Source organism: Bacillus paramycoides (assembly GCF_001884235.1).
GTDB lineage: Bacteria > Bacillota > Bacilli > Bacillales > Bacillaceae_G > Bacillus_A > Bacillus_A paramycoides.
In genome coordinates this window covers 64740-89225 of sequence record NZ_MAOI01000069.1, presented here as the reverse complement: position 1 = coordinate 89225, position 24486 = coordinate 64740, and the positions used below count along the sequence as shown (strand labels likewise).

The following is a 24486-nucleotide window of genomic DNA, read 5'->3' as shown; positions in this document are numbered from 1 at the left end:
CCTCTCCTTAGCTGAGAGGTTTTTTTATTTAACTAGGAGGTTATAACAATGAGCGGAATTATAGCGACATATTTAATCCATGATGATTCTCACAACTTAGAAAGAAAAGCGGAACAAATTGCAATTGGTTTAACAATTGGTTCATGGACTCATTTACCACACTTATTACAAGAACAATTAAAACAACATAAAGGGAATGTCATTCATATAGAAGAATTAGACGAACAAGAACATATAAACTCTTATCTTGCTAAAAAGGTAACACGTGGAATTATTAAAATTCATTATCCATCACTGAACTTCAGCCCAGACTTACCAGCTATTTTGACAACAACGTTTGGAAAACTATCGCTAGATGGTGAAATTAAACTAATAGATTTAACATTCTCAGACGAATTAAAAAAACAGTTCCCTGGACCGAAATTTGGAATTGATGGTATTCGAAACCTGTTACAAGTTCAAGATCGCCCTCTTCTAATGAGTATTTTTAAAGGGATGATAGGCCGTAATATTGGATATTTAAAAACACAACTACGCGATCAAGCAATTGGTGGGATAGATATTGTAAAAGATGATGAAATCTTATTTGAAAATTCATTAACACCACTTACGAAAAGAATCGAATGTGGAAAAGAAGTATTACAATCTGTATATGAAACATACGGTCATAAAACTTTGTATGCAGTAAATTTAACAGGACGAACTTATGATTTAAAAGAAAATGCGAAACGTGCAGTGGTAGCTGGAGCAGACATTCTTTTATTCAATGTATTTTCTTACGGGCTAGATGTACTGCAATCACTTGTAGAAGATGATGAAATTCCAATTCCTATTATGGCACATCCTGCTGTAAGTGGCGCTTACGCTTCATCGAAACTATACGGATTCTCTTCTCCATTACTACTTGGAAAATTACTACGTTACGCTGGTGCTGATTTCTCTTTATTCCCATCACCATACGGTAGTGTCGCATTAGAAAAAGAAGAAGCTCTTCTTATTACAAAGAAATTGACTAAAGAAGACACGTTTTTCAAACAAAGCTTTCCTGTCCCATCTGCTGGAATTCATCCTGGTTTCGTTCCCTTTATCCTTCGTGATTTTGGTAAGGATGTTGTTATTAACGCTGGTGGTGGTATACATGGCCACCCAAATGGAGCACAGGGCGGTGGAAAGGCTTTCCGAGCAGCAATTGAAGCTACTTTGCAAAACATTCCACTCCATGAAGTAAATGAGATTAATTTGCAAAGTGCGCTACAAATATGGGGAAATCCATCTTATGAGGTGAAATTATGAGTATTCAAGTGTTTTGTGATTTCGATGGTACGATCACAAATAATGATAATATCATGTCCATCATGGAACATTTCGCACCACCAGAAGCTGAGGGAATAAAAGAAAGAATTTTATCACAAGAACTTTCTATTCAAGAAGGTGTTTCTCAATTATTTAAATTATTACCTACCACTTTACACAACGACATTATTAAGCATCTAAAAGAAACAGCGGAAATTCGTGCTGGCTTTAAAGAATTTATACAATTTGCAAATAAAAACAACATTTCTTTTTATGTTATTTCTGGCGGGATGGATTTCTTCGTCTATCCACTCTTACAAGGAATAGTCCCTAAAGATCAAATTTATTGTAATGCAACTGATTTTTCAGGAGATTATGTTGAAGTGAAATGGCCTCATCCTTGTGATGAACAATGTCATCATAGTTGTGGTCTCTGTAAATCATCATTGATTCGTAAACTAAGCTCTACAGATGATTTTCATATTGTAATAGGGGATTCCATTACTGATTTACAAGCAACAAAACAAGCCGATAAAGTATTCGCTCGCGACTTCCTTATTACGAAATGTGAGGAGAATCATATTGCTTATACACCATTTGAAACGTTTTACGATATTCAATCTGAGTTACAACATTTGTTGGAGGTGAAATCATGAAACAGCTTTTCCGTCAATGGCATAACTTAAGCGAGATAAAAAAAGAATTAACAATTCGTAATTGGTTTCCAGCAACAAGTGGGAATATTTCTATAAAAGTAAGCCATGATCCGCTTACTTTTCTTATTACAGCAAGTGGGAAAGACAAAACCAAAACAACTCCAGATGACTTCTTACTTGTAAATCACGAAGGACTTCCTGTTTCAGATACTGAACTACGCCCTTCAGCTGAAACAATATTACATACACATATTTATAATAACACGGATGCTGGTTGCGTCCTTCATGTTCATACAACTGATAACAATGTCATCACAAATTTGTATAGCGATACAGTGTCTCTTCGGAACCAAGAAATCATTAAAGCTCTTGATATTTGGGAAGAAGGTGCAACGATTAACATCCCTATTATCGAAAATGATGCTCATATCCCAACACTTGGAGAGAAATTCCGAACACATATACAAGGGGATTCAGGAGCAGTATTAATTCGAAACCATGGCATTACCGTATGGGGGCGAGATAGCTTTGATGCAAAGAAAAGATTAGAAGCTTATGAGTTTTTATTCCAATTCCATATAAAACTATTATCAATTCAAGGAGGCGTTTCTAATGGCGCAAATTCGTATTCATGAAGTAAATGTTCGTATTGAAAATGAAGTGGAAGTATCAAGTTTTCTACAAGGAGAAGGTGTTTTATATGAGAAATGGAATATTTCTAAACTTCCTACTCATTTAAAAGAAACTTACTCCTTAACAGATGAAAACAAAGCTGAAATATTAGCATTGTTTTCAAAAGAAATTGCTGATGTTTCAGAACGCCGAGGTTATAAAGCTCATGATGTAATTTCACTTTCAAGTAGCACACCTAACCTTGACGAGTTATTAATTAATTTTCAAAAAGAACACCATCATACTGACGATGAAGTTCGCTTTATTGTCAGTGGCCATGGCATCTTTGCTATTGAAGGAAAAGATGGTCGATTCTTTGATGTTGAACTTGAACCTGGTGATCTTATATCTGTTCCTGAAAATGCTAGGCATTATTTTACCTTGCAAGATGATCGCCAAGTTGTAGCTATTCGTATTTTTGTTACAACAGAAGGTTGGGTTCCAATTTATTAAGGTAGTTGGTTGAATAAAAGGATTTGGACCCCCTTTTCCAACCTTTTATTCACTCTACATATATACATCCTCCTATGGAACAGGCTTATTTCATAAAAATGAAGTAAGCCTGATTTTTTATTTACTAAAAGGATTTGTCCCTTTCGTTTGCATATATCAAATCCCCTGATCATAATTCCACTTTATCAAGTGCATTTCTCAACACTTTTTGAACATTCATTGAACTTTTTTTGAATTTTTTCTGAAAATTCTGTTTTATATATGATATACTACAACTAATAAGAAGGAAAAGAATCTTGCAAACAGAGGGGGATAATCATGAGTTTACTTATCGCACTTATACTAGGAGTTTCATGCGGAGCTATTCCTGTCATTTTAGGAGCTATTATGGAAGAGTTAGAAGTTGGGGTTTTAGGTTTTGTCGCATCTTGTGTAAGCGCTTTATTTTTTGGTTTGTACGGTGCTATTCCTGTTTCTATTCTGTGCGCATTTTATATATTACGTCATGCTCGCACAAAACAGTTTGGTCCTAATCACATTGCACAAGTTATTCCATTCCCAATCGAACGATGCCGTCGTGCTTCCAGCTTATAATTATACAACTTGAATATTTTACCTGCCTATATAAATAAAAAGTCCTCAAATGAGGACTTTTTATTTATTCTCTTCTAGAAATTGAAACAATTCTTGTAGATGTAGTGCCTCTTCACTATAGCTAACAGATACATGACATGTACCTTCAATTTCAGCGTGCATGTAAAGATCAATTCCATCCCGATCATACTTCAATGCCAAATAAAACTCCATTTCTTCTAACATCTTTTTTGAAGTTCGAATAACATAATGCCCTTGTTCATCTCGCCCATATTCGAAATTTGGTTCAAAATCATATTTTTGTTTAAAAGCCTCTTTTTGCTTGCCATTAATCTGTACACAAGTTGCTCGCTGCACAGCATCAATCATCGTATCAAACTTTTGAAGATCCATCTCATTTACCCCCTTGTATACTTTTTGTATAATACTTGTGTTCCGCTATTCTCTTCTCCATCTTCCATTAACTCTTCATACAATTCCTTTGCTAAGCTTAAACCCGGTACTGGTAATTGTAATTTTTCAGCCTCATCTAAAGCAATCTTCATATCTTTCATAAAATGCTTTACATAAAAACCAGGTTCAAAATCTCCCTTTAACATTCGCGGTGCTAAATTACTTAATGACCAACTACCTGCTGCCCCTGTTGAAATACTCTCTAATACTTTATCTGCATTAAGTCCAGCTTTTTTTGCATAAGCTACTGCTTCACATACCCCTATCATGTTAGAAGCAATTGCAATTTGATTACACATTTTTGTATGCTGCCCACTCCCAGCTGGTCCTTGCAACTGAATATTTGTTCCTAGTTTTTCAAATAGAGGTAAGCATCTATCATATATTTCTTTCTCTCCACCTACCATAATTGCTAGTCTTGCTTCTTTCGCCCCTACATCTCCCCCAGATACAGGTGCATCTAATGTAAATACGTTCTTATTTTTTGCAACTTCATTAATACGTTTTGCTAATGTTGGTGTAGATGTCGTAAAGTCAATCGCTATCGTACCTTCATTTGCATGTTCTAAAATTCCATCTATCCCAAAGTATACTTCTTCTACATCGTGAGGATATCCAACCATCGTCATAACAACGTCAACTTGCTTTACTAACGCTTTCGGTGTATCACACCAAGTCGCACCCTCTTGTACTAAAGAATCCGCTTTTTCCTTCGTTCTATTATATACATATACTTTATAACCACTTTGCATTAAATGGTGAACCATGCTTTTTCCCATCACACCAATACCAATGAAACCTACTGATACATTTTTATATTCCATCTTCTCATCCCCTTTGTTCTAATAAATCATTTACCATCTTTCGAAATTCCTTATTAAAATCATCATCCATACTATTTTTCACATTTGAAAATAAAATAACAAACGTTCCTTTTTCTTTATTAAAATTGTTAAACGTATTCCAACCAGATAGTACACCATGATTATGGAAATAATCTGGATATATGTAAAAACTAAATGCATATTTTCTCTCTGCAGATGGTGTAAACATCGCTTGTATACTTTGTTCTGAAAGAAGCTTGCCATTTATAATCGCTTCGTCTAATTTTTTCATATCCCCCACTGTCGTATACATCTCACCACAGCCATATAACCAATCCATCCCTAATTTCTGCGCTGGGACAAGTGCTTGATCTTTTTTCACATAACCCTTTGTAAAATTTTTGTCTCCAAGTACCATATCTCCCATACCTGATTCATGCATCTCTGCTTTTGTAAATATGTTTTCTTTTATATAATCTCCTAAAGGCTTTTTCGTTACATTTTCAATAATATAAGCAAGTACCATATAATTATAATCCGTATACTTCCAGCCTGTTCCTGGTGGAAACGCTAATGTCTGACTTCCAATCCAATTTATTAAATGTATACGTGAAGCTACATTAACTTTTCCTTTTCCGTTTTCCGGTAAACCTGATGTATGCGTTAATAAATGATATAAAGTAATATTTTTATCTGCTGGAAATGAAGGAATGTATTTATTTACATTGTCCTGAATATTTAACTTCCCTTGTTCTTGTAACTGTAAAATGGATGTAGCAACAACTGTTTTCGTAATAGAACCGATACGATATTTTGTTTGAGGTGTATTTTCTATTTTATTTTGAACGTCAGCATATCCATATCCTTTATTCAATATAACATGCTCTTTATCTGTCACCAAAACGGTCCCATTAAATTGCTTTCCTACTAAATATTGATCTAACTGTTGAGATATACTGGCATAATCAATTTGTTGTTCTTCCTTTTTTTCTATATTATCCTTTACTTCTGACTCGATAGCAGGAGTTACTTTAGATGTTAATACTGTTTGTTCCTTTGGACTAGAGAGAAAGTAGTATATTCCTCCGCAAACAACAGCAGATAGTGAAACCATAATCATTATTTTTTTAAACATATATTTCCTCCGTAATTACTTCATTACAAATAGTCCCCCTCATTCTATTATCCGGCAATAAAAAAAAATCGCAACAATTTGTTGCGAAAAATCACATTTTTTCTTTTCTATATACACACACTTGATTTTTTCCATTTTTTTTCGCTTCATATAATGCAATATCCGCCCTTTGCATTAATTCTTCTCTTGTAATCCCTTGCTCATATAACGCAACACCAAAACTTGCTGTTAATTTCGAAATTCCAGAGAATTGCTTTGTTTCAATGAAAAATCGCAATGATTCCGCAACTTGAAAAGCTTCTTTTTCTACCGTATTTGTCACTAATATTATGAATTCCTCTCCTCCCCATCTTGCAAATATATGTTGATGTTCAACTTTAGATTTCATAAGATCTGCAAGTTGTATTAATGCTAAATCGCCAAAATCATGACCATATGTGTCATTTACTGTTTTAAAATTATCTATATCAAACAAAATAAGTGCAATTTTTTCATCCTTACGTATTACATTGTCCCACTCTGTCTCCAATATTTGTTGGAATTTTAAACGATTATATATTTCTGTCAACGAATCTATCATAGCCAATCTTTCTTGTTCTTGATAGATTTCATCTAATTCTGTAATCTCTGTGCACTTCACTACAAATCGTGATAAATCTTCTGGTAATGGTGTGGCACGTAATAAAAAGGTAGACACTTCTCCTTCATAATTGTACATCTTAATTCTTCTTCCATTTGTTAAAGTATCATCCAGCCATGTTATATCGTGGGTCGTCGAATAATAGCCATTCTCTCTAATAAGATGTTCTGCAAAGACTAAATGCTGTTCGCGATATGCAAATAAATTTTCATAACCGAAAAATTCCAAGAAATTTGTATTACAATCAACAATTTCATCATCTTCTACTATAAATAATAAATCATTTTGAAAATCAAACATCATTTGAAGTAATTCTTGTTGTAAACTTACTTGTCGTACTAAAGAAAGCTGATACAAACTCTTATTTACTTCCTCAAGTACCACTTGTGGGGTTACTGGTGCTATAACAATATTACGTATTCCTAACATAAGTAAATCTGCAAATTCATTGTTTATCTGTTGATCCCAAATGACAATGAATGCACTCTTCGGATCATATATATTCTTTATATATTTTATTTGAGCAAAATCTGTTACATACAGAATTACAATATGCGGTCTAGTTCTATGAAATAATATTTCTCCTTCTTCAAAACTATTTGCTATAAACATACATTTTGGATGGACATTTTCTATCGTTTGTTGATGTGTACATCCATCTTCTATATAAAGGACATTCAACTGAAGATCTTGTAATACATTTTGGAAAACAGTATTCTCTAATAAAAAACGTAGTATGTTCATCACTAGTCTTCACTCACTTCATATATCTTGTTCTACTGAATTCCTCACAATCATTTTATAAAGGATTGTTCCAAAAAAATCCGATTAGTGAGGGATACATATTAACAAGCTAATTGAGAATGTTATCTGCGCTTATCTACTCTGGAAATTCCTTTTTTAGTGTATGATTATATGAAGTGTATCGTTTGTATGAATGCCCTACCTTATTGTTTAAAACTTGACAATTAAAATAAAGATATTATATCCTTAAATTCGATAACTTACAAAATGTAAGTAGAATATATTATATGTATTTTTATTAAGTTGATATGTAATTTGGAGGATATATAATGACAAACAATGATTTTTTTAACGTTTTATATGAACGCACATCTACACGTGCATTCAACCCTGAAAAAGAAATTTCATCTACAGAACTACACGATATTTTAAAAGCAGCTGCACAAGCACCTTCTGCTTGGAACTTACAACACTGGAAATTCCTTGTTTTCCAAGGAGAAGATGTACAAAAACGATTACATCCAATTGCTTATAACCAACAACAAATTCTTGATGCTTCTGCCGTAGTCGCTATTTTAGGTGATTTAGAAGCTTATAAAAATATTGAACCCGTTTACGGCCCAATTGTAGAACAAGGATTTATGAAAAAAGAAGCAAAAGAGCGCTTAGCTACAAATATTGAATCTGCATATAATCGTGAGCAATATCCGCGAGATGCTGCCTTTTCAAATGCAGCTTTAGCAGCAATGCAACTTATGCTTGCAGCTAAAGCAACTGGCTGGGATACTTGCGCAATTGGTGGTTTCAACTCACAAGCATTAATGGAAGAATTCAATGTTTCATCTCGTTACGTACCAATTATGCTTATTACAATTGGTGAATCAACTTTAAAGGGGCACCCTGCACCACGCATGAGCGTCGAGCAAGTAAGTGAATGGGCGAAGTAATAAAAAACGAAGGTAATGAATTACCTTCGTTTTTTATTGCTTTTCTTTGTCATATATTCGTAATATCAAATCAGATATTTCGACATTAATACATGTAAAATCATAAAATTCATTTCCTATATATAAAAATATATGACGTTTTATGTCGAAGTTTGTTAGATTGTTGAAATATAGGCGTGTTATTTTGTTACAATTATGATACAATGGTAACAAATAGATAACAAGAGAGGGATTTTCATTGAATTCATACGGAAGCTTTATTGCGCTTTTAAGTTACATCGTAACTGTACTGCTTCTATATTTTATTGGCGATGCTGCAAATATTTCAGTGTTACAATTCCCAAAAGAAGAAGCGTTCCAATTAGAGGAAGGATTACATACCTCACGATCTATCATACCACTACTTTTAGCTCTTCCCGTATATATCATCGTTTTATATAAAAGTAAAAAAGTGTAAAGATTACCTATTTCATTCATTTTGGTGGTCTTTACACTTTTTTATGCTATTTTACCCATTTTAAACATCATCCCGTAATAAACACCCATCTAGTCGTTTAAAATGAGAAAATCCCCTAGAAAAAATTCCACTCTCTGTCCAGTCACGAACTACCGAACTTACATAGATTATAAATGTGAAGGGGGTGATGAGGATTATGTTTGGATCATTTGGATGCTGTGATAACTTTAGAGAATGTCATCATCATGAAAGAGAGTGCAACCACCGAGAAAGAGAGAGAAGAAGTTAGACCACAACGACCTGCTGTATGTAACGTACTTGCTAGCATTTCAGTTGGAACAGAAATTTCTCTTTTAAGCATTAGAGGCCACCAATCATTCCGCAATGTAATTTTTGAAGGATTCTGTAACGGTGTTGCTCTTTTCTCTGCTTTAGCTGATAACAACAAAGATAACAATAAAGACGATAAGAACAATCAAAACCAAAATACTTTTACTGGCATTTTACGTGTATGCCCAACTGATATTATCGCAATCGCTATCTAATTCTGTTCCTTATCCTCTATAGTAACAAAATAAGATTTACTTTTCTCATAGAAAAAACCTGAGACCGATTTCAAATCGACTCAGGTTTTATTATTATTATATGCTTTTAACTAGTTCAACAACTTCTTCAGCAGTTGACATTGTTAATGCTTTTTCTGCTAAAGTTTCCATTTCTGCTTTTGACAACTTGCTTAGTTGTGTTCTTGCAGGAAGAATAGATGTTGCACTCATACTGAACTCATCTAAACCTAAACCTAATAATAATGGGATAGCAAGTGAATCTCCCGCCATCTCACCACACATACCAGCCCATTTGCCTTCTTTATGAGCAGCATCGATAACCATTTTTACAAGACGTAAAATTGATGGGTTATATGGTTGGTATAAGTAAGCTACTTGTTCGTTCATACGGTCTGCAGCCATTGTGTATTGGATTAAATCATTTGTTCCGATAGAGAAGAAATCAACTTCTTTTGCGAATTGATCTGCTAATACTGCTGAAGCTGGGATTTCAACCATCATACCAACTTCAATAGAATCAGAAACAGTTGTACCCGCTTCTACAAGTTTTGCTTTCTCTTCTAATAAGATCGCTTTTGCTTGACGGAACTCATCAAGAGTTGCAATCATTGGGAACATAATTTTTAAGTTACCGTATACGCTAGCACGAAGTAATGCACGAAGTTGTGTACGGAACACATCTTGCTCATCAAGACATAAGCGAATTGCACGGTATCCTAAGAATGGGTTCATTTCTTTTGGTAAATGTAAGTATGGAAGCTCTTTATCTCCACCGATGTCAAGTGTACGAACAACAACAGGTTGACCTTCTTTTACACCTTCAAGAACTGCTTTATACGCTTCGAACTGCTCTTCTTCTGTTGGAAGATTGTCACGGCCCATGTATAAGAATTCTGTACGGTATAAACCAACGCCTTCTCCGCCATTATCGATAATGCCTTGTACGTCATTTGGTGTACCGATATTAGCAACAAGCTCAACGTGATGTCCATCGCTTGTTACAGTAGCTTGGTCTTTTAATTTTGCCCATTCAGCTTTTTGCTCTTCAAATTTCGCTTTCTTTTCTTCAAACGAACGAAGAGTTTCTTCTGATGGATTTACAATTACTTCTCCATCTAAACCGTCGATGATTACGATATCGTCGTTTTGGATTTTCTCCATAACAACTTTCGTACCAACAACAGCTGGAATTTCCATAGAACGAGCCATAATTGCAGAGTGAGATGTACGTCCACCGATATCAGTTGTGAACCCTTTTGCATACTTACGGTTTAACTGAGCTGTATCAGATGGTGTTAAATCTTCAGCAATGATGATTACTTCTTCAGAAATTGTACCAGGGTTTGAGAAGTTAATTCCTAATAAATGTGCAAGAACACGTTTTGTTACGTCGCGAATATCCGCAGCGCGTTCTTTCATATATTCGTTATCCATGTTTTCAAACATAGAAATAAACATTGATGCAACTTCATCCATTGCAAATTCAGCATTTACTTTTTCGCTATTTACTTTATCTTTTACTGGATTTACTAATTCCGGATCATTTAATACTAATAAATGTGCTTCAAAGATAGCAGCTTTATCAGCACCTAGCTCAGCAAAAGCGTGGTCCTTAATAGCTTCTAGTTCAGATTTTGCTTTCTCAAGCGCAGCGTCTAAGCGTGCAATTTCAGCAGCTTCGTTTGTAATTGATTTCTTTTCAATGTTAAATTCAGGATTCTCAAGTCTGAAAGCCTTTGCAATAGCAATCCCACTTGATGCAGCGATCCCTTGGATATTAAGAGTCATTATTCTCCTAATCCTTCGTTTTTCATAGTTTCTTCGATAGCTGCTAGTGCTTGAGCTGCATCATCACCATTTGCAGTGATCTTAATTTCTGCGCCTTGTTGAATACCTAAAGACATAACGCCCATGATTGATTTTAAGTTAACGTTTTTTCCGTTATACTCTAAGTTTATGTCAGAACCGAATTTGCTTGCAGTGTTTACAAGTAGAGTTGCTGGACGTGCATGAATTCCTGAGTCGCTAGTTACTTTAAAGATTTTTTCCATGATAATTTATCTCCTTTAAATTACGAATTTTTTTAGTTGTATAGACGTGAGTACTACATCATCTATTGTATATAATAGGCGATGTTCGGTCAACCACATCGCCTATTATAATTATAAACATTTTGCGTCAAATTCCTACTGAATGTCAATAATAGCGTTGTCGCCCTTCTTAACATTTCCATCTTTTTTCAATTCGACTTGTTGTCCTTGTTGTAAATTCGTAAAGACAATTGGTGTAATGATAGATGGTGCATTTTCTTTTACGAATGCAAGATCTACTTTTAATAATGGTTGTCCTTGTTTCACTTTATCACCTTGTGCTACAAGTGCTTCAAAGCCTTCACCATTTAATTTTACAGTATCAATACCAAAGTGGATTAATATTTCTTTTCCGCCTTCAGACTGAATACCAATCGCATGTTTTGTAGGGAATACATTGACAATCTCACCGTTTACTGGAGAAACTACTGTTCCTTCAGTCGGCTCAATTGCAAATCCGTCTCCCATCATTTTCCCTGAGAATACTTGGTCAGGTACTTCTGTAATCGGTAAGATTTTTCCTTCAATTGGTGATACGATTGTTTCATTTTCATCAACTTTTTGAGGAGTTTCTTCTACCTTTACAGGCTCTTCTTTTTCAACATGAGGTGTACGACCTGACATAATATCATGAATTTGTGATTTTAATGTGTCAGATTTCGGTCCGAAAATAGCTTGAATGTTATTTCCAACTTCAAGTACACCAGCTGCTCCAAGTTCTTTTAAGCGGTCTTTGTTTACATTTTTTTGTTCGTTAACTTGAACACGTAAACGAGTAATACAAGCATCTAAAGAAGCGATATTTTCTTTACCACCAAGTGCTACTAATACTTCACGAGGAAGTTCACCTGCTTCTGCTTTTCCTGCACCGTCATTAGCATTTGCTACTTCACGACCAGGTGTTTTTAAATCCCATTTGCGAATTGCAAAACGGAATCCGAAGTAGTAAATAACTGCTAGTACAAGACCAACAACAATTACCCACCACCATGCTGTACGGCCTGGTAGTACACCGAATAAAATAAAGTCAATTAAACCACCAGAGAATGTCATACCAATTTTAACACCTAAAATTTGCATTGTCATAAATGATAGACCAGCAAATACAGCGTGAATCCCGAATAATACTGGTGCTACGAATAAGAATGAAAATTCAAGTGGTTCTGTAATACCTGTTAAGAAAGATGTTAATGCAGCAGAACCTAAAATACCAGCTGCTAATGTTTTATTTTCAGGACGTGCTTCATGGTACATCGCTAAAGCTGCTGCTGGAAGACCGAACATCATGAACGGATACTTACCAGTTGTAAATGTACCTGCTGTTAATTCTACGCCGTCTTTTAACTGTGCCATAAAGATTTTTTGGTCACCACGGATTAATTCGCCAGCCGCATTTGTGTACTGACCAAATTCGAACCAGAACGGTGAATAGAAAATGTGATGTAATCCAAATGGAATTAGTGAACGTTCAATTAAACCAAAAATAAATGCTGCTAACGTTCTATTTGCATCAATCATTTGATGCGAGAACGTATTTAAGCCACCTTGAATGTATGGCCACACGAAGCACATGATAATACCTACTACTAAAGAGAATGTTGCAGTCGCGATCGGTACGAAACGCTTACCTGCAAAGAAACCTAAGTATGATGGTAATTCAATGTTGAAGTATTTATTGTAGCAATATGCCGCTACTATCCCGACGATAATACCACCAAATACTCCGGTTTGTAGTGTTGGAATTCCTAATACGTTTGCATATGCAGGATCTGCAAATCCAATTTTCACTGGATCTGTTCCAGTGCTTGTTACTTTCACTAACTTATCTACTTCTAAGAACACACTCATCGTTTTGTTCATAATTAAGTAGCCGACGAATGCTGCTAAACCAGCTACTCCGTCTCCACCAGCTAAACCAATTGCTACCCCAACTGCGAATAATAACGCAAGGTTAGCGAAAATAATATCACCAGATTGTTCCATAATTTTCGCAACCATTACGAACCAATCTGCTTTTAAAGCAGGAATAACATTTGTTAACTGTGGATTTTGAAATGCATTACCAAATCCAAGCAAAATACCTGCAGCCGGTAAAATCGCTACTGGAAGCATAAGCGCTTTTCCGACTTTTTGAAGAACACCAAAGATATTCTTAAACATGGAAACCCTTCCTCTCTTATCTATATTGATACTTTTCGACAAACGCCAAAAAGGCATGAGGAAAAAAAGATAGAACGATAGCTATACAAAGGGTAGTATATCCCTTTCTCTAGCTTACATTCCTTACTTTTCTCCACTCATGCCTGATCGAATCAGTAACACGTGTCAAAAATAGGATTACGTATAAGTTCACTATAATTAAGGCAAACGTTTTCGTTACTCACCTTAATGTGTTTGTCGAATTTTGTACAACTTTGCAATAGTTATTATACATAACTATTGTAAGCGATTCAATCATTTTTTTTAACGTTTTCATTTTAGACAAAAATATATGTCTTTTTACACATGCTCTGCTTTCACTAACCGTTGTAAATGCATCGTTAAATAAATACTTTCCGCTTCATATACAGGTAGTTGCAATTCTTTCTGCATTACTTTGACTAGCTTCCACGCCAAATTGTAACAGACTGGATATTCCAATTTTAATAAATCAGCAAAACTTTGTGCCTCTTCTACTTTTTCGCCTTTTTTTACCCGTTCAATAGCATATTGTAAATGACGAATAAGGCGTAAGTAATGAATGCTTTCTTGGTCTAATGTAATTTGTAGGTTTGTTTCAATTAAAGACACAAGTTGTGCAATAAGACGGGAATTTTGATTAACAGAAGATAAATCAGAGTTTGTAAGCGAGCTGTATATATGAAGTGCGATAAAGCCAACTTCCCCTTCTGGCAATGTAATTTGCAAACGAGAGTTTAACAGGTGTACAACTCCTTCGGCAATTTTATATTCCTCTGGATATAGCATTTTCGTTTCAACCAAAAAAGGATTATCTATTGCAAGTCCTTGTTTCAGCCTTTTAATTGCAAAAGAAATATGATCTGTTAAAGCGATATGAATATGTTCATTTAATGGAGACTCTGCTTTTTCTTGAATGTATAACATAATATCATTCATCAATTCAATTAGCTTTTCACTCACATGTGGCACTAAAAGTTTGTATTGTTCTCGATCACGTTCATTTTTTAAAACAAACATTTTCTCAATTTGTTCTTGCTCCAACACATCTTCAGCCTTTTTTCCAAATCCAATTCCTTTACCGATCACTACTACTTCCTCGTGTTCAGGATGGCTAGCAATGATGACATTATTATTTAAAACTTTTTTAATTTCTAGATAATTACTCATATAACACCACCCTCGTACTTAAATAGCCTACTGTTATGTTACAGAACATTCTTCTTTGTCGTCAATGTAAAACATCTACCATTTGATAAAAATTCATTTTTTAGACATGTTTGTATATGATGCGTATAATGTAAGAGCAACTGTACATAGAAAGGAGATAGCAACATGATTAAAATGTTTGTAAGTGATATTGACGGTACAATGATGCAACACGGAGGTCTAATTGACGAACAAGATATTGCAGCACTTCGTAGTCTAGCTGAGCAAAATGTTATTCTTTGTTTCGCTTCCGGACGACTTGATAATGAAATCGCAGACTTAATGAAAGCTGTAAATACAAATTTTCATCGTATTAGTGTGAATGGTGTTTTCGTATATACTCATGCAAATAAGCAACTATTATCTGCAACATTCGATTCCAGTATTCTACCTGACTTGTTAGCGATGACGAACGAAGACCCTTATTTCCGTTATGTAAGTGATGAGCATAATTACTACATTGAAGAAAAGACACCTTTTATTCATGAACTTGAAAAACAAGTAACGATGACTTCCGTTGAAGAACCACATTTGTTACAGAAAATAGACGATACAATTTTTCCAAATAAAATTTCTGTTGGTGGAACTAAGGAAAGCTTACAAGTTCTTCAAAAAAAAATTGATGAAAAATTTCAGGGGAAAGTTAGTACTTTCATTTCAGCTGAACAGTGCTTAGATGTAATGCCACCTAATATTAGTAAAGGCTCCGCTATCTCCATTTTATTACAAGAGTTTCAAATACAACCCGAAGAGGTTGCTTGCATCGGAGATTCTTACAATGATATCCCTATGTTTACTCTAACTCCTCATAGTTTTGCTATGTCTCAGGCTGATGACGCGGTAAAAGAACATGCTCACTATGTAGTCGATGCTGTTAAAGATGCAGTTAACCAAGTGCTTGCTCATAATAAAGAAGAAAATAAAAATACGACTCGATCCTTATAAGGATGAGTCGTATTTTTATTTTCTTTACATGTTGAACACATGAAAGTTCACTGTACTTCACAAACTGAAATATATTACTTGTTACGTGCGATGTTCGTAATAAACTTATAACGATCACCGCGATAAATACATTTCACATACTCTAACGGTAACTCACCTTCTGAATATGACCATTGACGCATTACAAGTACAGGCGCCTTTTTAGGAATATGCAGATGTTCAGCTTCATTATCTGTTGCGATTGAAGCTTCAATTGATTGAGTAGCGCGAACAAGTTTAAAGCCTAGTTTTTTCTCTAAATGTTCATATAAAGATTGTTGCAATATTTCTTCGTTAATATCATTCACAAGAGTTGGCGACAAATATGTCGTCTCAAATGCAATCGGTTCGTCATCAGCTAAGCGAGTACGCCTCACTTCATAAACCGACTCTCCCTCTTGTATTCTCAGCCGGTCTGCTATTTTAGCAGTAGCTGGAACTAGGCGGAAGCTCAATAACTGGCTGCTCGGTTTCATACCACGAGAAATCATATCTTCTGTGAATCCCGTCATCCCTTGCAACTTTTGCTCCACTTTCGGAAGTTGAACGAATGTTCCAATTCCACGTTTCCGGTATAAATATCCTTGTTCCACTAAGTTATTAATTGCCTGTCTGATTGTCATACGACTCACTTCGAACTTATCACAAAGTTCATTCTCAGATGGAATTTTATCTCCCGGCTTCCATTCGCCGTCCTCAATTAGCTGTTTCACCCACTCTTGAATCTGATAATAGATCGGAAATGGTGAATACTTGTCGATGTTCATCAGCAATCGCCTCACTGCATAAAGATAGAGCTTCTGGATCTGCGATTACGGTTACATTCGGATGACGTTGTAAAACTGTAGCAGGACACACCTCACTATATTCACCTTGCAATAATTCTTTAATAGCTTCTGCCTTTTTAGATCCCATAGCAACAAGTAGAATTTGTTTCGCTTTCATGATGCTTCCAATTCCCATTGTAATCGCATGAGTCGGCACATCTTCTTCATTCTCAAAGAAGCGAAGATTTGCTTGGCGCGTAGATTCTGTTAATTCCACAATGTTAGTTGGAGAATTAAATGGTGTTCCTGGCTCATTAAATCCGATGTGACCGTTTTCACCGATTCCAAGAATCTGTAAGTCAACTGGGTTAGCTGCTAGAATGCCTTCATAACGCTTGCACTCTTCCTCTAAATCACTTGCCATCCCGTTTGGTACATAAGTTTGTTTAAATGGAAGATGATCAAACAACTGTTCTTGCATGAAATAGTGATAGCTGTTTTTATCTTCGTGTGGTAAATTTACGTACTCATCTAAGTTTACAGTGGTTGCATGACTTGTATCAAGTTTATTTTTTCGCATTTCTGCATAAATACCTAATGGAGAGCTTCCAGTAGCCATTCCTAATGTTGGATTTTCTTTTGATTTTACAACCTCTTCAATTAACTTATAGCCTGCTTCTGCTAATTCTTCTGGAGTTTTTACAACAAGAATTTTCATCTAATTACTTCCCTTCCTTCATATGAGTTCCTAAACGAACCGTATCATATACATGTAATTCTTCAGTCATAACAACAAAGTCTGCATCTTTACCTACCGCTAACGCACCTTTATTATTTAATCCAAACTCTTCTGCCTGGTTAACTGATGTCATCAGTACTGCATCTTCGATTGAACATCCTGTAAATTCAATTACATTTCGGAAGGCTTGATCCATTTTCAAAATACTACCAGCTAACGTTCCATCTTCTAATCGGGCACTTCCATCTTTTACATGTACTGGCTGTCCGCCAAGCTCATATAATCCATCTTCAAGACCTTTTGCACGCATTGCATCAGTAATGACACTTACTTTTTTCGGTCCTTTTAATTTATATGCTAATTTCACCATATCAGGGTGAATATGAATGCCATCTGTAATTACTTCAACCATTACATCTGGATTTAATAACACATGGCCAACAGCTCCTGGTTCACGGTGATGTAATCCACGCATTTGATTGTATAAATGTGTTGCATGTGTAATTTTTCTATTTTTCAGTTGTGCATCCATCGCATCTGTGTGCCCCATTGTGCCAACAACACCTGTTTCAGCAAGATACTGTTCAAACTCTAACGCACCTTCTTCTTCTGGCGCATATGTTACTAATTTAATTAGATTACCGCTTGCTTCCTGCCATTGTTTAAATTGCTCGATACTCGCAGGAACAATATGTTCAAGAGGTTGTGCACCCGCACGTTTTTTTGAAACATATGGTCCTTCTAAGTGAATATATTCGAAATGTGCTCCTTTTTCTTTCGCTTCCTTCGCAGCACTAAGTGCCACTTCAATCGCTTCTGGAGCTTGTGTCATTGTTGTTGGGAAGTAAGTTGTAACTCCTTCTTTTAACATTTCTTTACCAAGAGTTACTAATCCATCGCTATTTGCATCCATCGCATCAATATCGTACCCACCATGAATATGAACATCAATCATACCTGGAATCACAATCTTCCCTGCCGCATCTAAAACAGTTTCATTTTCTTGTGAGACATATTGAGCCATCAAACCAATTTCTTTAATTGTTTCTGCGTAACGAATAAATCCGTTTTCCACTACTTCTTGACCTGTATAAATTTTGGCATTGATGACAACTTGCGTTTTCATTTTCATCGATCCTTTCCCATGAAATACCTACTTGTTATTATTACCTTATTCGCCTAATTCCATCTTAATATACACACGAGTAGTTGTCTATACATTCTAATGAAATTTCCTCTTTGTTCAGTAAAAAAGGAAATTAATTGTTTCTCTCACAATTATAATATATGTTATTCATTTTTTCCAAAAAGGGACAATAACCTCTTATATAATTTGTTACTTAAGTAATGGCATCCAGCCGCTCGACCACATGGCAATATGTTCACCATCTGTTTCTATTTCTACTGTTCGCTTGTTTGTTCCATATAGCATTATACCGCGCTGTTTTAATCGTCTCACTACACTTTGGTGAGGATGTCCATACGGGTTTTTACTTCCGTATGAAAGAATAGCGAATTGTGGATCTACTTTTTTTAAAAATGTTTCACTCGTTGAAGTATACGAGCCATGATGCCCCACTTTTAGCACATCTGCATGTACATCAAATCGCTTTAATATTTCATTTTCCGTCCGTACATCAGCATCACCCATTAATAAAAAGTCTGCTTTACCATATCGAATTTTTAGAACAATTGAAGACTCATTATTCTCATCTTTCGATTTCCCATTGTTCAACACCTGTATAGAAACATGTGGATCTAACGGTATATATTGTCCTTCCTTCACTGAAACGAAAGGTATGCCCCTTTTTTTAATATTATTCCGATACGTATGATAAGTAAATGAACTATATGTTTTCCCACTATCTAATACGAGTGAGACTGGCATTTGTTCTACAATCGGAATAAGTCCACCTATATGGTCCATATCAGGATGCGTACCTACAATAACATCTAAGTGGTTAATCCCTTTTTCAATTAGCTTTTGAATAATGACCTCTCCCGCTTCATAAGGCCCTCCATCAATTAACATCGTTTGGCCATTTGGCAAGGTAATAAGTGTCGCATCACCTTGTCCAACTTTTAAAAAACTCACTTTCATTTTCCCTAAATGTTGCCGTTGCATATGTAAAGAAGACGCAGTATGAATAGTCATCATATATCTTTTAGCCGATGCGCTGTTTAGCGAAAAACATAATAAAACAGAAACCAACAATAGAATACTCCGTACACCTCTCATAACTCGTCTCCTTTTTTCATTTAGTATGGCACGCCCTGTAATTGATATACAAAAAAAGCTTAGCAAAATGCTAAGCTTTTATTTTGATAATTCCTGTAAAGAACCGAAGAATAAATCTGCTTCATTCATTTGTTCATTTTCTTCAGAAAGCGATGGTAAATCATCTAATGTTTTTAATCCAAACGTATCCAAAAATTCTTTCGTAGTTCCGTATAAGATAGGACGCCCTGGGCCTTCCGCTCTTCCCGTTTCTTTTATAAGTAAGTGCGAAACTAACGTTTGTAATGCCTTGTCCGTTTTCACACCTCTAATCTCTTCCATTTCTGTCCTTGTAATCGGTTGACGATATGCAACGATTGCCAACGTTTCAAGAGCTGCTTGAGAAAGTGAAGCCGCGGTTGGGGTATCTATTAATTTTTGATAATACGAAGCATGCTCTTTCTTTGTTGCAAAACGATATACTTTTGCATATTGCACAATTTGCAAGCCGCGATGCGTTCCTTCGCATTCCGTTTGCATTTCCTCTATACTGTTTCTTACTTCTTCCACTTCAATTTCAAGAACTTTCGCTATTTGTTCTGGATAAATCCCTTCATCACCGGCAACAAATAAAAGTCCTTCAATAATTGCTTTTTGTTCTTTTCTATCCATTTTACGAACTCCTTCCTCCTGTCTTTTCCAAAAAAATACACATAAAAAAACCGAATCACAGTCAATGCGTTCGGTTCAATATTTCTTTTCTTGTTCCAAACGATACACTAAAAACGATCATGAGATAAAGTATTTCCCTCTCATTTTCCACCCTAATAAACTATACTGAATCTATATGGATTTATTAGAGCTTGATACGAAAATTTCATCAAAATTATGCTCTTGTTCAATAATAATTTGTTGGTTTTTCATCAGCTCAAGAACCGCTAAAAATGTTACAACCATTATTTCTCGTTCTTCATCAGCAAACAAATCATAAAAGCTTTGACGACCGCCTTTTGTTTCTAACTGCTGTAGAATATCAGTCATTCGCTTTTCAATTGGTATTTCTTGACGAGTAATTCGTGTTGTCACAGGGTTCTTTGCTTTTTTACGACGCATTAGCTTTTGAAATGCCGCTAACATATCATATAATGTAACATCAAGAGGTAAGCTTGTCTCCTCTTCTTGTTGAAATGATGTAAAATCAATTGGCGGACGTGTATATAGCTGTGCTCTTTCTTGTTCTCTTTCTTTTAACTCAGTAGCAACTTGCTTATATTTCTTATATTCAATTAACCTCTCCATCAATTCTTGACGAGGGTCATCCATAAAGTCTTCACCGTTATCAGGTACATCTTCTTCTTGTTTTGGTAACAACATTTTACTTTTAATTTGCAATAACGTTGCTGCCATTACTAAATACTCACTAGCAACATCTAATTGTAATTCTTTCATCGTATGGACATAAGATAAATATTGCTCTGTAATTTCCGCTACAGGAATATTGTATATATCAATTTCGTAACGATGTATTAAATGTAACAATAGATCTAAAGGCCCTTCAAATGCCTCTACTTTAAAATTATACTGCACAAAGCATCCCACCACATTTTTTCTATAACACCATAAGTATAGAGCATACTCATGTTCTATCCAACCTTTTTAAGAAATTTAATTAAAAATAGACCTATGCCCATGTCATAATGCCCACCGCTTCATATGATAACAGTGTAGTAAGAACAATGTAGGAGGTCAAAAAACTATGGGTCACGTTGATTGCGGTTTTAGCGGTGGATTCGCATTACTTGTTGTACTGTTCATTTTACTAATCATTGTAGGAGCGGCTTGCTTCTGCTAACATGAGGCAATAAAGCGACTACGGAAAATTCCCTAGTCGCTTATTGTTAATATTTCTATGATACACTGTACATATAATAGTTAGACAGGGGCGAAAAAAATGTATCCTACCGAATACATACAATTTTTAATTCATTTTCACGGAGATTATGATTATTTTGAATGTCATGAAATACTAGAAGAGTATTGGAAATTAAAACCTAGAGGAGAGCGTGACAATTACTTAGTTGGTCTCATTCAAATTGCAGTTTCTTTATATCATCAAAGACGCTCCAACTGGAATGGCGCAGAGAGAATGATAAAAAGTTCAATAGCACTTTTAGAAAAGAACAGTGTGTCATTACAACAATTAGGAATAGATCATAAACAGCTACTATTCTTATTAAATGAAAGATTACTATCTATCCATAAAAAAGAAAATTTCGCTCCGTTATTTTTACCATTATTAGATGCTACATTAGAACGTCACTGCATACAGTTATGTAAGAAACAAAACCTATCTTGGAAAGATGCGAATGCCATTCCTGGTGAATACATTATGAATAAGCACACATTACGTGATCGAACAGAAGTCATTTCTGAACGAAACGAACAACTACAAAAAAGAAAGCAGAGATAATAAACTACTTATCCCTGCTTTCATGAATGTATATTTTGTTCAAGTTCTTTACACTTTTTGCAAAAACTTGCTGTTTGCTCATTTCCGCAAATTGTAAACTCAAGAAATTTAATCTTAAGCGCTTGAACCATCTTCGTCCCAATCCCCATATGACGGTGAGACGGGTTCACGCTCAAATGCTGAATTTCTAATACATGATTCTCTTTTTTTACAATCCCCATTATCCCAACAAAATCTTCGTTTTGTTTCCACAAATACAGTTGCCAATCATCTTTCGATTCATACTCTTTCATTGTCAATTGTAATGTTTTTACATCTTTTTCAGTTGGCATAAATGAAAGAAGCCCCATTGCAATCTTTTCATAACTTTTTTTAAAACGAATTAACATAACCCTTATCCCTTCTTACAAAAGTTATAAACTATTAATCCCCTCAATCACTCTTTTCACATCATATTCATTCTACAGTATTTTCACCAGAGTGAGAAGAGTCTAAAACAACTTGATAATCATACAAAGCGTAAAGAAGAAAGTCAAATATATGTTTTCACACTATTTGTTTCCAGTAAACTACACAAAAAAACACGACTGCATAGGAACTAAAAGGAAAATCCCTGCTCATCACAGCATAATTATTAATCACTTTTGAACAAAGTAATTCTAGCAAAAATAATATGATAAAAGAAATCCATTTATTGAAGCATATAATTGTTAATGTATTCTATGTATTTTGTTAAAACTTTGTTCTCATGAACAATATATTTTAACAGTAGTAACCGTCCTATCTGTATCATGTACTATAGAATATATCCCAATTCCTATTTGAGCAAATAAAAAAGAGAGCACAATTGCTCTCTTTTTTTCATAACTTATTCTTCCCAAACTTTAACTTCTTTCATTACATCGCCTTGACGCATGTTTAATACTGTTTCAATACCGCTCGTCGCTTTACCAAACACTGTATGTACGCCATCTAAATGAGGTTGTGGCTCATGAACAACAAAGAATTGGCTACCACCTGTATTACGGCCAGCATGTGCCATAGAAAGTGAGCCAACAACGTGTCTATGAGGGTTTCCATCAGTTTCACATGGAATAGAGTAACCTGGGCCACCTGCACCTGTGCCTGTTGGGTCTCCACCTTGGCTTACGAAGCCAGGAATAACGCGGTGGAATGTCACACCATCATAAAATCCTTGCTCTGCTAATTTTTTAAAGTTTTCTACAGTTTTCGGTGCCTCTTCTGGGAAAAATTCCAATTCGATTTTTTCACCATTTTCCATTAATATGTATCCTAAAGTTTTCATACGTATATGTCTCCTTTCAACTATCTCAGCACTATATTACCATATTCATGACGAGAAACAAAAAGAATCCGACAATCTGCATACTTCTTTTTTGAAATGTGGAAAAAGCTAGGTGACAAATAAGAAAAATATACTATAATAACTGTGTTGCCCGAAAATTTTAGAAAGAGAAAGGGAGCGATTTTTCGTGAAAGCGAAATTACTAGCTCTGCTATTAGCTGTAGCCGTATTTATTATGCCAACAGCTTCATTTGCAGACATCATTGAGGGAGAATCAATTGTTACACTAGGAGAAAACTTATCTGAACAACAAAAACAAGATCTGTTAAAAGAAATGAAAGCACCAAAAGATGCTACAATTATTACTGTGTCTAATGCGGAAGAACATAAATTTCTAGAAGGAATTGTTCCAAAAGCACAAATTGGTACGAGAGCAATTTCCTCTTCTATGATTACATACACAAAACCAGGGTCAGGTCTCATTGTACGCTCAAAAAACATTAATTCGATAACAGATGCAATGTACACAAATGCACTTATTACAGCAGGTGTGAAAGATGCAGAGATTCAAATTACTGCACCATTTAAAGTTTCTGGAACCGCTGCTTTAACCGGTTTAATGAAGGCATATGAAACAACATCGAACAAAGAAATTCCAGAAGATGTTAAAAAAGTAGCCAATGAAGAAATGGTACAAACAGCAAAACTTGGTGATAAAATCGGTGAAGAAAAAGCAGTTCAACTTGTTGCAAAAATTAAAGAAGAAATTGCAAAAGAACAGCCAAAAACTACTGAAGATTTACGTTCATTAATAAAAAAAATTGCTGATCAACTCGGTATTACATTAACAGATGAACAGTTGGATAACTTAGTAGCGTTATTTGATAAAATGAAAAATCTTAATATTGATTGGAACCAAGTTGGTAGCCAATTAAACAAAGCAAAAGACCATGTATCGGCCTTCTTAGGATCTGAAGAAGGACAAAGTTTCTTAGATAAAGTAAAAGATTTCTTCTCTAGTATCATTGATTTTGTTAAATCATTATTTAAGTAAAAAGCTCGTCTTTGACGAGCTTTTTTATTTTGCATTA

General features: G+C 35.1%; 27 protein-coding genes and 2 pseudogenes. 12 read left to right on the top strand and 17 right to left on the bottom strand.

The features are described from left to right. Window positions 1-48: 48 nt before the first annotated feature. From mtnW to BAU28_RS12925, 5 genes are all read left to right on the top strand, one after another. A complete protein-coding gene (gene mtnW / locus BAU28_RS12945) occupies window positions 49-1293 on the top strand; it encodes a 2,3-diketo-5-methylthiopentyl-1-phosphate enolase (protein WP_071718761.1) in 1245 nt (414 codons plus the stop codon). After that, window positions 1290-1949 (top strand): 2-hydroxy-3-keto-5-methylthiopentenyl-1-phosphate phosphatase, encoded by a 660-nt coding sequence (locus BAU28_RS12940; protein WP_071718760.1) that lies wholly within the window; start codon window positions 1290-1292, stop codon window positions 1947-1949. Before mtnW ends, BAU28_RS12940 begins: the two co-directional genes overlap by 4 nt. Beyond that, on the top strand, window positions 1946-2584 hold the full coding sequence (locus tag BAU28_RS12935) for a methylthioribulose 1-phosphate dehydratase (RefSeq protein ID WP_048374079.1): 639 nt from the start codon (window positions 1946-1948) through the stop codon (window positions 2582-2584). The genes BAU28_RS12940 and BAU28_RS12935 overlap by 4 nt, the downstream gene beginning before the upstream one ends. Continuing rightward, on the top strand, window positions 2562-3074 hold the full coding sequence (locus BAU28_RS12930) for a 1,2-dihydroxy-3-keto-5-methylthiopentene dioxygenase (RefSeq protein WP_071718759.1): 513 nt from the start codon (window positions 2562-2564) through the stop codon (window positions 3072-3074). The genes BAU28_RS12935 and BAU28_RS12930 overlap by 23 nt, the downstream gene beginning before the upstream one ends. Window positions 3075-3392: 318 nt before the next feature. Then, the gene (locus BAU28_RS12925; protein WP_002173276.1) at window positions 3393-3668 is read left to right on the top strand and encodes a hypothetical protein; all 276 of its coding nucleotides are present in this window, start codon (window positions 3393-3395) and stop codon (window positions 3666-3668) included. Between the two features lie 60 nt (window positions 3669-3728). Here the strand turns inward: BAU28_RS12925 and BAU28_RS12920 are convergent, their stop codons facing one another. The 4 genes from BAU28_RS12920 to BAU28_RS12905 all read right to left on the bottom strand — a co-directional run bounded on the left by BAU28_RS12920 (window position 3729) and on the right by BAU28_RS12905 (window position 7464). Further along, window positions 3729-4061, bottom strand: coding sequence for a DUF3909 family protein (locus tag BAU28_RS12920; RefSeq protein ID WP_048374081.1), 333 nt, complete (start codon window positions 4059-4061; stop codon window positions 3729-3731). A 5-nt stretch (window positions 4062-4066) separates the two neighbouring features. Next, complete coding sequence (locus tag BAU28_RS12915; RefSeq protein WP_071718758.1) at window positions 4067-4945, bottom strand: NAD(P)-dependent oxidoreductase; 879 nt, start codon at window positions 4943-4945, stop codon at window positions 4067-4069. A gap of 4 nt (window positions 4946-4949) precedes the next feature. Then, window positions 4950-6080 carry a serine hydrolase gene (locus BAU28_RS12910; protein ID WP_071718757.1) on the bottom strand — a complete coding sequence of 377 codons (1131 nt, stop codon included), beginning with the start codon at window positions 6078-6080 and terminating at the stop codon, window positions 4950-4952. 91 nt (window positions 6081-6171) lie between these two features. Further along, window positions 6172-7464 (bottom strand): GGDEF domain-containing protein, encoded by a 1293-nt coding sequence (locus tag BAU28_RS12905; RefSeq protein ID WP_071718756.1) that lies wholly within the window; start codon window positions 7462-7464, stop codon window positions 6172-6174. 329 nt (window positions 7465-7793) lie between these two features. Here BAU28_RS12905 and BAU28_RS12900 point away from each other — a divergent pair, with 329 nt between their 5' ends. The 3 genes and pseudogenes from BAU28_RS12900 to BAU28_RS12890 all read left to right on the top strand — a co-directional run bounded on the left by BAU28_RS12900 (window position 7794) and on the right by BAU28_RS12890 (window position 9413). After that, on the top strand, window positions 7794-8411 hold the full coding sequence (locus BAU28_RS12900) for a nitroreductase family protein (RefSeq protein WP_071718755.1): 618 nt from the start codon (window positions 7794-7796) through the stop codon (window positions 8409-8411). Window positions 8412-8649: 238 nt separating this feature from the next. Beyond that, window positions 8650-8868: a hypothetical protein gene (locus BAU28_RS12895; protein WP_071718754.1), complete on the top strand. Its 219-nt coding sequence runs from the start codon at window positions 8650-8652 to the stop codon at window positions 8866-8868. A 196-nt stretch (window positions 8869-9064) separates the two neighbouring features. Next, window positions 9065-9413, top strand: a pseudogene (locus BAU28_RS12890) (DUF3915 family protein). 96 nt (window positions 9414-9509) lie between these two features. Here BAU28_RS12890 and ptsP read toward each other — a convergent pair. The 4 genes from ptsP to glcT all read right to left on the bottom strand — a co-directional run bounded on the left by ptsP (window position 9510) and on the right by glcT (window position 14872). Next, window positions 9510-11222 (bottom strand): phosphoenolpyruvate--protein phosphotransferase, encoded by a 1713-nt coding sequence (ptsP, locus tag BAU28_RS12885; RefSeq protein ID WP_071718753.1) that lies wholly within the window; start codon window positions 11220-11222, stop codon window positions 9510-9512. Next, on the bottom strand, window positions 11222-11485 hold the full coding sequence (ptsH, locus tag BAU28_RS12880; protein ID WP_000411079.1) for a phosphocarrier protein HPr: 264 nt from the start codon (window positions 11483-11485) through the stop codon (window positions 11222-11224). The genes ptsP and ptsH overlap by 1 nt, the downstream gene beginning before the upstream one ends. A gap of 135 nt (window positions 11486-11620) precedes the next feature. Further along, window positions 11621-13684 carry a PTS glucose transporter subunit IIABC gene (gene ptsG / locus BAU28_RS12875; protein ID WP_025150161.1) on the bottom strand — a complete coding sequence of 688 codons (2064 nt, stop codon included), beginning with the start codon at window positions 13682-13684 and terminating at the stop codon, window positions 11621-11623. Window positions 13685-14023: 339 nt separating this feature from the next. Then, the gene (gene glcT, locus BAU28_RS12870) at window positions 14024-14872 is read right to left on the bottom strand and encodes a glucose PTS transporter transcription antiterminator GlcT (RefSeq protein ID WP_071718752.1); all 849 of its coding nucleotides are present in this window, start codon (window positions 14870-14872) and stop codon (window positions 14024-14026) included. A 165-nt stretch (window positions 14873-15037) separates the two neighbouring features. Between glcT and BAU28_RS12865 the strand changes: the two genes are divergently transcribed. Beyond that, window positions 15038-15856, top strand: a complete 819-nt coding sequence (locus BAU28_RS12865) for a Cof-type HAD-IIB family hydrolase (protein ID WP_071718751.1) — start codon at window positions 15038-15040, stop codon at window positions 15854-15856. A 74-nt stretch (window positions 15857-15930) separates the two neighbouring features. On the opposite strand, the gene phnF is transcribed toward BAU28_RS12865, so the two are convergent. The 6 genes from phnF to BAU28_RS12830 all read right to left on the bottom strand — a co-directional run bounded on the left by phnF (window position 15931) and on the right by BAU28_RS12830 (window position 21206). After that, window positions 15931-16662, bottom strand: coding sequence for a phosphonate metabolism transcriptional regulator PhnF (gene phnF, locus BAU28_RS12860; protein WP_071718750.1), 732 nt, complete (start codon window positions 16660-16662; stop codon window positions 15931-15933). After that, on the bottom strand, window positions 16592-17380 hold the full coding sequence (nagB, locus tag BAU28_RS12855; RefSeq protein WP_002173289.1) for a glucosamine-6-phosphate deaminase: 789 nt from the start codon (window positions 17378-17380) through the stop codon (window positions 16592-16594). Before nagB ends, phnF begins: the two co-directional genes overlap by 71 nt. A gap of 4 nt (window positions 17381-17384) precedes the next feature. Continuing rightward, complete coding sequence (gene nagA / locus BAU28_RS12850; protein ID WP_071718830.1) at window positions 17385-18527, bottom strand: N-acetylglucosamine-6-phosphate deacetylase; 1143 nt, start codon at window positions 18525-18527, stop codon at window positions 17385-17387. Window positions 18528-18737: 210 nt separating this feature from the next. Next, on the bottom strand, window positions 18738-19640 hold the full coding sequence (locus tag BAU28_RS12845; RefSeq protein ID WP_002173291.1) for a ComEC/Rec2 family competence protein: 903 nt from the start codon (window positions 19638-19640) through the stop codon (window positions 18738-18740). Window positions 19641-19718: 78 nt separating this feature from the next. Further along, window positions 19719-20291: an SMC-Scp complex subunit ScpB gene (gene scpB, locus BAU28_RS12840; protein WP_002173292.1), complete on the bottom strand. Its 573-nt coding sequence runs from the start codon at window positions 20289-20291 to the stop codon at window positions 19719-19721. Between the two features lie 171 nt (window positions 20292-20462). Next, the gene (locus BAU28_RS12830) at window positions 20463-21206 is read right to left on the bottom strand and encodes a segregation/condensation protein A (protein WP_002173293.1); all 744 of its coding nucleotides are present in this window, start codon (window positions 21204-21206) and stop codon (window positions 20463-20465) included. A gap of 169 nt (window positions 21207-21375) precedes the next feature. Between BAU28_RS12830 and BAU28_RS12825 the strand changes: the two genes are divergently transcribed. Next, window positions 21376-21471 carry a YjcZ family sporulation protein gene (locus tag BAU28_RS12825; RefSeq protein ID WP_000510194.1) on the top strand — a complete coding sequence of 32 codons (96 nt, stop codon included), beginning with the start codon at window positions 21376-21378 and terminating at the stop codon, window positions 21469-21471. A gap of 99 nt (window positions 21472-21570) precedes the next feature. Then, entirely contained in the window at window positions 21571-22089 is a 519-nt protein-coding gene (locus tag BAU28_RS12820) for a DUF309 domain-containing protein (protein ID WP_071718749.1), read from the top strand. Window positions 22090-22109: 20 nt separating this feature from the next. On the opposite strand, the gene ribT is transcribed toward BAU28_RS12820, so the two are convergent. From ribT to BAU28_RS12810, 3 genes and pseudogenes are all read right to left on the bottom strand, one after another. Continuing rightward, window positions 22110-22478, bottom strand: coding sequence for a GNAT family N-acetyltransferase RibT (gene ribT / locus BAU28_RS12815; RefSeq protein ID WP_071718748.1), 369 nt, complete (start codon window positions 22476-22478; stop codon window positions 22110-22112). A gap of 67 nt (window positions 22479-22545) precedes the next feature. Beyond that, window positions 22546-22728 (bottom strand): annotated as a pseudogene (locus BAU28_RS31565) (hypothetical protein). Between the two features lie 229 nt (window positions 22729-22957). Beyond that, on the bottom strand, window positions 22958-23395 hold the full coding sequence (locus tag BAU28_RS12810; RefSeq protein WP_025150154.1) for a peptidylprolyl isomerase: 438 nt from the start codon (window positions 23393-23395) through the stop codon (window positions 22958-22960). A 187-nt stretch (window positions 23396-23582) separates the two neighbouring features. Between BAU28_RS12810 and BAU28_RS12805 the strand changes: the two genes are divergently transcribed. Beyond that, a complete protein-coding gene (locus BAU28_RS12805; RefSeq protein WP_002173296.1) occupies window positions 23583-24449 on the top strand; it encodes a DUF1002 domain-containing protein in 867 nt (288 codons plus the stop codon). Window positions 24450-24486 lie beyond the last annotated feature (37 nt).